Origin of the sequence: Okeania sp. SIO1H4 (assembly GCF_010672695.1) — a bacterium.
In the GTDB taxonomy this organism is placed as follows: Bacteria; Cyanobacteriota; Cyanobacteriia; order Cyanobacteriales; family Microcoleaceae; genus Okeania; species Okeania hirsuta.
Map to the genome: position 1 here is coordinate 1 of NZ_JAAHGB010000126.1, position 10146 is coordinate 10146.

Annotated in this window: 6 protein-coding genes; 5 read left to right on the plus strand and 1 reads right to left on the minus strand. The window is 36.1% G+C overall.

The features are described 5' to 3' along the window. The first annotated feature begins 563 nt into the window (after positions 1-563). Positions 564-1487: a class I SAM-dependent methyltransferase gene (locus F6K06_RS32495; protein ID WP_287244951.1), complete on the plus strand. Its 924-nt coding sequence runs from the start codon at positions 564-566 to the stop codon at positions 1485-1487. A 493-nt stretch (positions 1488-1980) separates the two neighbouring features. Further along, complete coding sequence (locus F6K06_RS32500) at positions 1981-2169, plus strand: hypothetical protein (RefSeq protein WP_124145263.1); 189 nt, start codon at positions 1981-1983, stop codon at positions 2167-2169. Between the two features lie 692 nt (positions 2170-2861). Here the strand turns inward: F6K06_RS32500 and F6K06_RS32505 are convergent. After that, positions 2862-7814, minus strand: a complete 4953-nt coding sequence (locus F6K06_RS32505; RefSeq protein ID WP_287244954.1) for a CHAT domain-containing protein — start codon at positions 7812-7814, stop codon at positions 2862-2864. A 545-nt stretch (positions 7815-8359) separates the two neighbouring features. Between F6K06_RS32505 and coaE the strand changes: the two genes are divergently transcribed. From coaE to F6K06_RS32520, 3 genes are all read left to right on the plus strand, one after another. Further along, positions 8360-8992, plus strand: coding sequence for a dephospho-CoA kinase (coaE, locus tag F6K06_RS32510; RefSeq protein ID WP_124145265.1), 633 nt, complete (start codon positions 8360-8362; stop codon positions 8990-8992). 120 nt (positions 8993-9112) lie between these two features. After that, the gene (locus tag F6K06_RS32515) at positions 9113-9277 is read left to right on the plus strand and encodes a hypothetical protein (protein WP_161564553.1); all 165 of its coding nucleotides are present in this window, start codon (positions 9113-9115) and stop codon (positions 9275-9277) included. A 556-nt stretch (positions 9278-9833) separates the two neighbouring features. Then, entirely contained in the window at positions 9834-10046 is a 213-nt protein-coding gene (locus tag F6K06_RS32520) for a hypothetical protein (RefSeq protein WP_287323347.1), read from the plus strand. Positions 10047-10146: the final 100 nt, after the last annotated feature.

Here is a 10146-nt window from a genome sequence, read left to right on the forward strand (position 1 = left end):
CTACTAATACTAATATGGCTGTGAAGTTTTTTGTTGATAATATTAAATTGGAACAATGTCAGCGTGGCAACCGCATCCGCAGTGAAGTTCATGGAGAAATTGTCCGGCGACTGAGACAAGCTTATTTCTATAGATAAATTGTTGTTTTTGGAGATATTTCATCAAAAGTAGATGATGCTAAGTTGGTTTAGTATTGTCTATATTAATGTAGTTTTTTTAGGGTTTCATTCTTTCCAACAATTTTCTAGTTTCGTTGTTTAATTCGCCGATCAACCTCATAAAAAATTACCATTTTTGTTGTTTTGATACCAGAGTATACTATTATGTATGATGTTAGATATGTTTCAACAATTAATAATTAATAATTATTAATTATTATAAAGAATAGGATTGACTAAAAGGATTTTTTTTCTTTTTTGTCCATGAATGGAGAGGCTTTATACCTGAAATTTTTTTCGGTAATTAATTTTGCGTACCTGCTTATCAGTTAATAGTTAATCGTTAATAGTTATTGCAGAATCAATACAACTAATTTTAAACACATTTTTTGTAGAAAAAAAATAATGACTACTACTTTCAAATCTCAGCCTAATTTAGCTACAAAATTAGTCAATGGAATTCTCTCAATTAAACCACTCGCTAATTTTGCTAAAACTCAAGCACGAAAGATGATTATTAAACGTGCAGAAAAAATTGGTGTTCCTTGGCGCAAACAAGCAAAAGAACTCTCCGAACGCAATTGGGATAGAGAATGGGAAATAGTAAATAATCCTAATTTGAGCTATCCAGAATATTACCTTACTTCATTTCATGCTTATGAAAAAGGTAATATGAGTTGGGAAGCTGCAACAGAAGTAGAAGCAGCATCTCTAGCAGTTCATGCGAATATTTGGCCAGAATTAGGTATCGCTGGAGATGCTAGATTTCGTCAGAGTTATTCTGATATTCTCAAAACAGAAATTCCTAGACCAAAAGATATTTTAGACTTGGGATGTAGTGTAGGATTAAATACTTTTCCTCTACAAAAAGTTTACCCAGAAGCTAAGTTGACAGGGGTAGATTTATCGCCCTATTTTTTAGCAGTTAGTTTGTATCGTTCTCAACAACAAAATTTGGATATTAATTGGGTTCATGCTGCTGCGGAAGAAACTGGTTTGCCTGATGCTTCTTTTGATTTAATTTCTATCTCTTTAGTCTGTCACGAACTACCACAAACTGCTACTAGAAAAATATTTCGCGAGGCAAGGCGGTTATTACGTCCAAATGGCAATATTGCAATTATGGATATGAACCCTAAATCAGAAGTTTATGCCACGATGAAACCTTATGTTTTTACTTTGTTGAAGAGTACGGAACCTTATCTGGATGAATATTTCACTTTAGATATTGAAAAAGAATTGATAGATGCTGGTTTTATGACTCCCAAAATAATTTGTAATACTCATCGTCATCGCACAATTATATCATGTCCAGTAGAACAATTATAATAGGGCTTCGTAGTGGGGCTTTAGCTCTTACAATACTTGTATTAGGGCTAAAGTTAAACTACAAACAAACACAAATTTTATTATAACTAAATTATTCGATAGTGTAGCTCCCTCGGAGGGGGCACATAATATTATTTCTAGGGTGAAATAATCGTTGAGATTTTAATTTTTTAATTCAGCTTTGCTGATTAACTTTAAAAACATTTACCCGACGTTGCGCTTACGCGACAACGCGGGATTCCCTAGCATCACTGATAAAGCCTTTCTGCTTCTAACGCACCTGCCTCCGTTGTACCTCGATCGACATTGTATATAGTGGGCAGTTTGGTTATTTTTAGGATATTATCGCTATAATTAGTTTTGTTGCGTCAATATTCTCAACATTACAAAGTTTAAATTTATTTAATGAAATATTGAGATTAATGACCGGAGGGATTGATTAATTTAATAAGTAGGTTAATGTTAAATTAGCAAACAATTTGAATCAAAAAAAATGATTGAGAAAGAAAAAAATCTCCCACGAAATACTTTGAATAACGTAACTGAAAAACAACAAATTAACAATAACTTAACACCTCTGGTAGCTGTGCCTGACGATCGGAGACTAACAAGAGCAGACCCTTTTGAAACTATGAGAGGGTGGAATTATGGTATTCCTGGATGGTATGTAGAACGGTATTGAATAGCGATCGCAACAGAGCAAAGTTGAACTTTCTATTTTTTCTTGTGAAACTGTTGGATCGATAAATTGTTTCCCTATTTTCCTTCTTTCCTTGTTACTTGTTCCTTATTCCTTGTTCCTTAATTAAATTGTTTCCCTATTTTTCCTGGCGTTGCTGAGTGGTAATGATTTTGAGATTAACTTTGGGCGCAAAACATCAGTTTTTCAATTTTACCTTCAGCTCATAGACATCTCCAAGAATCAAAAATCAATATCTATATCCCAAAGAAATTATCAATTCTTTACCCCTACAGCAAAGCTGCCTACTGCCTACTCCCTATGGTTGGAGTAGATGTCTAATTAGGGCTTGCTGATTAAATCTAAAAGCATTGATATATAAAGACAAGTGCCTTTTTGAGGTCGAAAAAAGTGCCTGGTTTTCAGCTCTTCATGCTCAAAAAGTTAGTATTTTAGGCAAAAGTTGGGCAGAGAAATCATTCTGACAATTCTTACTCCTACCTACTCTAAATTCCCCGTTCCTCCTGTCTCCTGTCTCCTGTCTCCTGTCTCCTGTCTCCTGTCTCCTGTCTCCTGTCTCCTGTCTCCTGTCTCCTGTCTCCTACCCTCACCCATAAGACTTTTTCAGCAAACCCTAATTATCATTACATTTAAGCAACGCCTTTTTCCTTCTTCCTTCTTCCCTCTTCCTTCTTTCACCATGGCGAACCAATCATCGTAAATGCTGCCCAATAATAAGGATGAGATAAATCCCTTCTACCTCCTCTAGCTAACTCCCGTGGTAGAGGTAGATGTTTATTACCATTTCGGAGTATATGACCATCTTGTAAATGCAACTCTCCCCGTAACATTGCTAACTGGGCCTGTCGTAATGCTGCTGCTTTAATTGGTCTGTTAGATAAACTCTGATAAAACTCAGTCATTAAAGCTAATGTACCAGTATCACTAACGTACCAAAGACTTGCCAAAGCAGACTTGACTCCCGCTTGCACTGCTAACCCAGCAAAACCTAACTCAGCCTCTTCATCTCCGACTGCAGTAGTACAAGCACTCAAAACTAATAATTCTACCTGTGCATTATACAAACGTAACTGGCGTAATTCATTTAAGCGTAACTTAGTATCCCAGAATTGAATATAAGAATTGTCAGCACCCCCTGGATGAAATTCTCCATGAGTAGCTAAATGAATAATTTTGAATTTTTCTTTGCTACTTTGCTGCTTTAAATTTTCGAGAGTAAATCCTTGATTCAAAAAAGATTTACCAGGCCAAAGATTATTCACGATGCTTTTAAGTTCTACAGGTACTGCTGGCAGAGGAGTTTGCTCGGTATTACCAGGAAATTCAGATGCTCCCATTGCTAAAACTTGAGAACCATTTAATCCAACATACGTTGTATCAGTTAAAGTAAAACTAGGAATTAATCCCAAACTATATTTTTCGACCAGGAATTGTTGACCATCGTGTAGAGCGGCGATGGGAATAGTTCGCAAACCGCTATCCATCGAAAAAATGATCGTATTAATATTATGATTTGCCAATTCTTCAGCAATTGGTGCAATTAACCATTGATGTAATTTTTGGGCATTTGGTAAATAATTATGAGAATTTAATTGACTGGGAGTCCTAATCTGATTTGTAAATTTTTTGGCAACCTCAATCACTTCATCTCTTGTTTGCCCACTACTTCTGACAATAGGTTTACCGTTTGGCAAAAACAATTGCAGTTCTAAATTATTGGGTTGTGCAGATACATATATAATTGCTGGTCTGATACCAATTTTTTCAACGCTACTAAGAGTATTTCGGATATTTGCTGCTGTGGCAGTTTTTTTAGTAATATTTTTTCCTAAATAACCCGCGAATTCTCTGCCTCTGTTTAACTCTATTTGCCATAGGGAATCAGTTAAACTAACTTGATTGTAATTATCGTTGCGAGAAATTTCGGAAGCAGTGGTAGTCATATTTTCTTCTACGACTATAGTTGGAGTTGGTTTCTGAGAGGACTTACCTTGGACGGGATTTTCTATAGCAACAGTTTGCTCTAAAACTGATGTAATTGAACTGGAATTAGTATCTTCTACAAGAATATTTGTCTCCACATTTTCGACAACAAGTTGAGAGTTATTCGGTTGGTCAAATTCTAATGTAGTTTGATTTTGATTTTGATTTTCCACAACTAATGGGATAATTTGTTCTTCTGAACTACTCATTGAGGATGCAATATTTTCTGTAGGGGCCGCCGTAGGTTCAGAATTATCTAAAATTGGTGAGTTTGATTCGGGGTTTTGAGATACTATCTGTATATCTTGAGCTGTGTTTGAGGGTTCCTCGTTATCTACTTCAGAGGGAATTTGAGTTTGCGACTCCTCTATATTTTTTGGCTTTTCAACTAATTCTGCTTGAGTTTCGGTAACGATCGAAGTTTGATTTCCCTCATAATTACTAGATTCTGTTGATTCTAGTTGAGTGACATTTTGAGGAGTTGATTCTTCTGAGTGAGGTTGATTTTCTTGATTTTCTGATTCCGTTGTGGTTTCACTAGAATCAGAATTTTGTGGTTGAGAGTTTTCTACTTCTTTGAGTTCAAAACTACTAGTTAGAGAGCGATCGGGTGAAATTGTTAATTTTCCATCTGTTATTGCTCCTACAGAACCATTAATTGTAGCATCTCCGACGATAAAAGGTGTATTTCCGGTGCTAATAGCAATATTTCCCCCCACTATCTCTCCTGCGGTAGAAATACTAGCAATATTCTGATTTTTGTCTAAAAAAGTACCTGTTATCCTGAGAGTATCACCTGTAGTAATTTCGACATTGCCTCCACTATTTCCCCCTTCTGCTTGTATAGATATGACCTCAATACCGTTTTCCGCATTCAGTTGAACTTCTCCTGCATTTCCTAGTGTAGCGCTAGAATTTATTCTACCTATAGTTATGCGATCGCCTGCTTGTAGATTAATATTTCCTCCTGCTGTTGTTCCTGTGGTGGTTAATTTTCCTGTTTCGATAGAACCACTACTGGTAATATCAATATTACCAATACTGTTATCTGATGTATTTGCCGTCACATCTCCAGTCTTAATATTGCCTTGAATGCTGGTAATAGTAATACCTGTGGATGTGGAAATATTGCCAGTGGAAATGTCACTACTAGCATTTATAGTAATTTGAGCATTATCTACCCCAGTTATTGTACCTGTACCTGTAATTTTTTCTGCTTGAATAGTTGTGGGATCATTGAATACAACTCCATTTGTATTGTTGTTTTCTGTAGAAGCAATAGTAATATTACCAGAGTTTTCAGATTTTCCGATAGTAACAGACTCAAAACCATTTGCCAAAGTTGCTAAATCTCCTGTTGTCAGGTGTAGGGGCAAATTGCCGTCTGTCCCTTGTCTATTTTCAAATCCTCCCAGAGTAATATTTTGATTTTCTGATGCTGGTTGTAAGATGAGTTTCCCATTGCTACTGACACTGTTTTCTCCACCTAAAAGGTTAATTTCATCTCCAGTAATAGTAATGTTGCCAGTTTCTCGACTACCGCTTGATGTTGATATTCCTCGCAAGTTGAGAGTATTTCCAGCTCTAGTATCAATATTTCCACCACTTTGCGTACCTTCAGCATTAATGCTTTCTGTATCAATATTAGTAGCAGCATTCATAGTGATATTTCCACCCCTAGAGTCTCCACTCGCATCAATTTCTCCAGTCGTAATATTTCCCTGTGCCGTAATATTAATCTCTCCACCATTGCTTTCTACTGTCATATTTGAATTGGCAGTAGATAAGTTATTAGTCATCACAAAACCTTGACTACTGGTAATATTAAGTTCTCCTCCTTCTGTATTAATATTTCCAGTATTTATCGTCGTGCCAGAAATATTAACTGCTGCTCCTTGAGTATTGATAGTATTTTCTGAATGTATTGTCAAAGACCCTAAACCATTTTCGTCACTATCTGCGACAAATGAGATTTCACCTTTTGTCTGAGCAAAACTTAATTGAGTTTCAGATAAATTGTTGACAGTAATATTATCAGACGCTTGAAAAGTAATATTTGTACTATCTGATATGCTTTCTATTGATGATTTTGATATCTGAGATCCTGCTGCCGTTTCCCCCTTTAAAGGATTATCTGCTGCCTCAATATTTGCATCTACAATATTAATATTTTCAGCCTTAAATGATAAACTGCCCAACACATCTGGAGAACCTAAATTAACAGTACCATCAAAAATTAAATTTCCTTGACTAGAAACTTCTACTAGATTTTTACTGGAGTTTTGTTCTAGCGATATAGACTGTTCTTCAATCCGACCAATAGCTTCTATTTTGCCAAAAAAGCTAGTTTCTTCATCACTCCAAATAACTATATTTCCACCCTCATCCCTAAAAGAGGTAGCAAATATTTCTGTATTTTCATCTACATAAGTACGAGTAGCACGAGGAACTGTTCCTAAACCTTGAGAATCTCCACCAATTCTAATATTGCCACTACCATAAATACCAGAAGCATTCAGTTTGGCATTAAATAATCCTACTTTTTCTCCAAAAATATTGATTCTACTTGTATTTGCCAATTCCGAATTTTCTGCCAAAGAAATATCAAGAGAACCAGATACAATCGTTGTACCTAAATCTGTAGGAATTACTTGATTAGAACCTGTCAAAACTACTTCATTGTTATCATTAACTCTAACTCCGGTAGCCATTTCCATCACTTCACTATTACCTGTTAAAAGTTCTGGTATAGATAAGGGATTTAAACTGTGTAATTCTTCTGGTAAATCATTAGAACTTTCTCTATCCTCTGTCGCTATTTCTAAATTTAATAAACGTCCTTCTTGACTAATACGGACTAAATTTTCTCCAAGAACTGTGGAGATCGTAATTTCACCACCTGGGGCAGAAATTTTACCTGTATTAATAATTGTGCCTCCCAATAAAGTGACACTTTCTCCTGCTTCAACAGTTAGCTCACCTTCATTTAAAATTACTCCAGGATTCGTCATTGGGAAAGAAAAAGCACTGGGATTTCCTGTTAAAATATCGTAATTATTTTCACCTATGCTATTGAACCAACCAGAGTCAAAACCAATACCTGAACCAGTAGTTACGACAAAAGATGCAGGGACATCCAATCTAGCATTTGCACCAAAAATTATACCCGCAGAATTCATCATCAGTAAGTTAGAATTGCCCCCTGTTACCTGAATTAGACCATTAATTACAGAAGCATCTCCACCAGTTACACGAGTTAGAATATTTTTGATATTTGGGTTAGATATAAAATTAACAATTTGGTTTTCTCCCAAATTAAATCTCTCAAAGCTATGGAAAAGATTAGTATTATCTTGTGATTGCTTCCCACCTGTAATATCAAAGCGAGTTGTGGAAGAATCTGGGGATGGTGTTACCGGAGTTACTACTGTATTAGTTGAATTTGCTTCGGGAACTATTGATGGAGTAGATGTTTGAGCTGATGCGATTTTAGCGGAAAAAATTTTCCATGAAATCATTCCTAATCTACCATTATTTTCGTTGTCATGGAATGGTAGGAGGGCAGCAGTATCCAATACCCAAAGTCCAGTTAGGGGAACAACTATGAGAATCTGGTAAATTTTATAGATGGGTGCATAGTTCATTGGTTTGTGATTTTTTATCGCTTATCATATAACTACTCTTTCGTCAATATTTTTTGTCCTTTAATTAATGAGCTACATCTATAGCAGGAAATAGGGAACAGCGGTACGACCCCGCGTCGGCGACAGAGGCAAGCGGTCGATCTTCGGAGCTTCCCGTAGGGTGGGATGGCGAGGAGACTTCGCCATATCCAATCGACCAAGAGAGGGAACAGTGGGAAAAACATTGCTTAGTCTAAGATTCATCATCAGCATAAGTCCTAACCACTCTGGCTATTGTAATAACATAAAATAAAATAAATATTGAAAATTTCTGTTTGAGCTATTTCCATTTCTACTGTAATCTAAAATTTTCATAACTTGCTTGTAACTTTTCAGAAAGATAAAAGTCAGGGTTGCTCGCGCCTGTTTTCTACACCTACAACTACCAGCAAAGGAACTAGCGACGATAATAAATGGTATAAATTAAGCTAAACTACTGAAAGTTAGGCTCTGCCTAAAAATAATTAACTTTTGGCTATTTATTTTTGACTTTTGACTTTTTGATGATGCGTCTCATTGGTTTAACTGGGGGTATTGGTACAGGAAAGACGACTGTATCAAATTATCTGAACAAAACTTACCATCTCCCAATTTGGGACGCAGATATTTATGCTCGCAAAGCCGTACAACCAGGTTCATTGATTTTAGATAGTATAATAGAAAACTATGGCACTGATATATTGTTACCTAATGGTAATCTTAATAGGCAAAAATTAGGAGAGATTGTTTTTAATAATCAAGAGGAGTTACTTTGGTTAGAGAAACAAATTCATCCTTATGTACGCGATTGCTTCGAGCAGAATATTCAGCAGTTTGTCAAAAAAAATAATGAACCTGGGTATCAGACCTCCGATCAATACCCCACAGCAGTATTAGTAATACCGTTGCTGTTTGAGGCCAAAATGACTGATTTAGTAACAGAAATTTGGGTTACATACACTTCACCTCAACAACAAATAGAAAGATTGATGAAACGGGATGGGTTAAGTCAAGAACAAACTTACACTCGAATTAATCATCAAATGCCTCTAGAAAATAAGTGTCAACAAGCAGATGTAGTTTTGGATAACTCCTCAACCTTAGAAATCTTGTTGAAGCAAGTAGACTCAGCGATCGCTCATCCCTCATCACCTAAATAATTGACCATCTGGCCGCAATTTTCCTGGAATAGGTAAAGAAACTGAATTATATCCTGAAAAGACTATATAAATTCCGTATTTAGTAGTAGAAACTCCTTGTATGAACAATAGATAACTCCTATGAGTCTCTACCTATTTATTGATATTTCCATCGTAATTTCGACTATCTTATCCCGTAATATCTGTAGCTGGCAACTAAATTACTCAACCTCAAATACCCAAAAATCTTTTGCTCAAGTTAGGGTGTACTGTGATGAACGAGGTAGTGGACGTGGCGAAGCATAGTGTATTGGTCGCAATAGGTAAACCTTTGTGTACTTTCATATCCACAGCACCAGATATATAAGTTTTCCAGCATCCTGACTTCTGCTGTATCAACTACTTTCTTATTTTCTAGTTATACCAAATCCGGTAATTGCTAGTATACTGATTATGGTTTTCAACAATTAACAATATTTTGAAAAGCGTGTAGTGCTTATTCATGGCGGGTCTGTAGACGCGGAGTAAACATTCGCTATCATCTATCATACACTTGATATAGCAGAAGGAAGAAGAAAGAAGGAAAAGTTTTGCGTTATCTGAGTTTTAAGCTTTTGATATTTCTGCACCCTTTCCTTTGATAGCTATAACTGTTAACGTAGTTCCTCCAAAGAAGGCTAACTCTTAATCTATTTAAAAGTTATTCACCAGACATCATATAATTAATGCCACAATAGTCAAGGTCTTAAAACAGTCCTTTGCTATAAAGCAAATGCTTGGTTTTTTCATTGTTCTACTTGCATCATTCTGTTTCTGTTTTCAAAATGTCATTGTCAGAGTTTTATTCAACGAACAGAAAATTTTGGGCATTTTGAAAACAGGAAGGTTTGTCACTCCCACCCTACAAAATTCATTTTTGCTAATGTTTATGCGAATGGTATTGGTAGTTCCGTTGATGGCATCCTTCGCCACAAAACTCTACCCGCACACTTGGCAAAATATTAGAGAATTAGGAAATACTGAATCTCGTCCCCTTTTGTGGCGATCGCTAGTGCAGGATGGCAGAAATAAGTGACCAGTAGGAGCAATGCCCTCTTCCTGAGATAGAATACTCAGAGGTGCGATCGCATCGGAGAGGCCAGCCCCAAAAAGTGACCACTAAAAAAAAGTGATTT

What these genes read in the sequence shown, in the direction of transcription:
- F6K06_RS32495 (WP_287244951.1), top strand. Translation starts at nt 564, where the DNA reads ATGACTACTACTTTCAAATCTCAGCCTAATTTAGCTACAAAATTAGTC.
- F6K06_RS32500 (WP_124145263.1), top strand. Translation starts at nt 1,981, where the DNA reads ATGATTGAGAAAGAAAAAAATCTCCCACGAAATACTTTGAATAACGTA.
- F6K06_RS32505 (WP_287244954.1), bottom strand. Translation starts at nt 7,814, where the DNA reads ATGAACTATGCACCCATCTATAAAATTTACCAGATTCTCATAGTTGTT.
- coaE (WP_124145265.1), top strand. Translation starts at nt 8,360, where the DNA reads ATGCGTCTCATTGGTTTAACTGGGGGTATTGGTACAGGAAAGACGACT.
- F6K06_RS32515 (WP_161564553.1), top strand. Translation starts at nt 9,113, where the DNA reads ATGAGTCTCTACCTATTTATTGATATTTCCATCGTAATTTCGACTATC.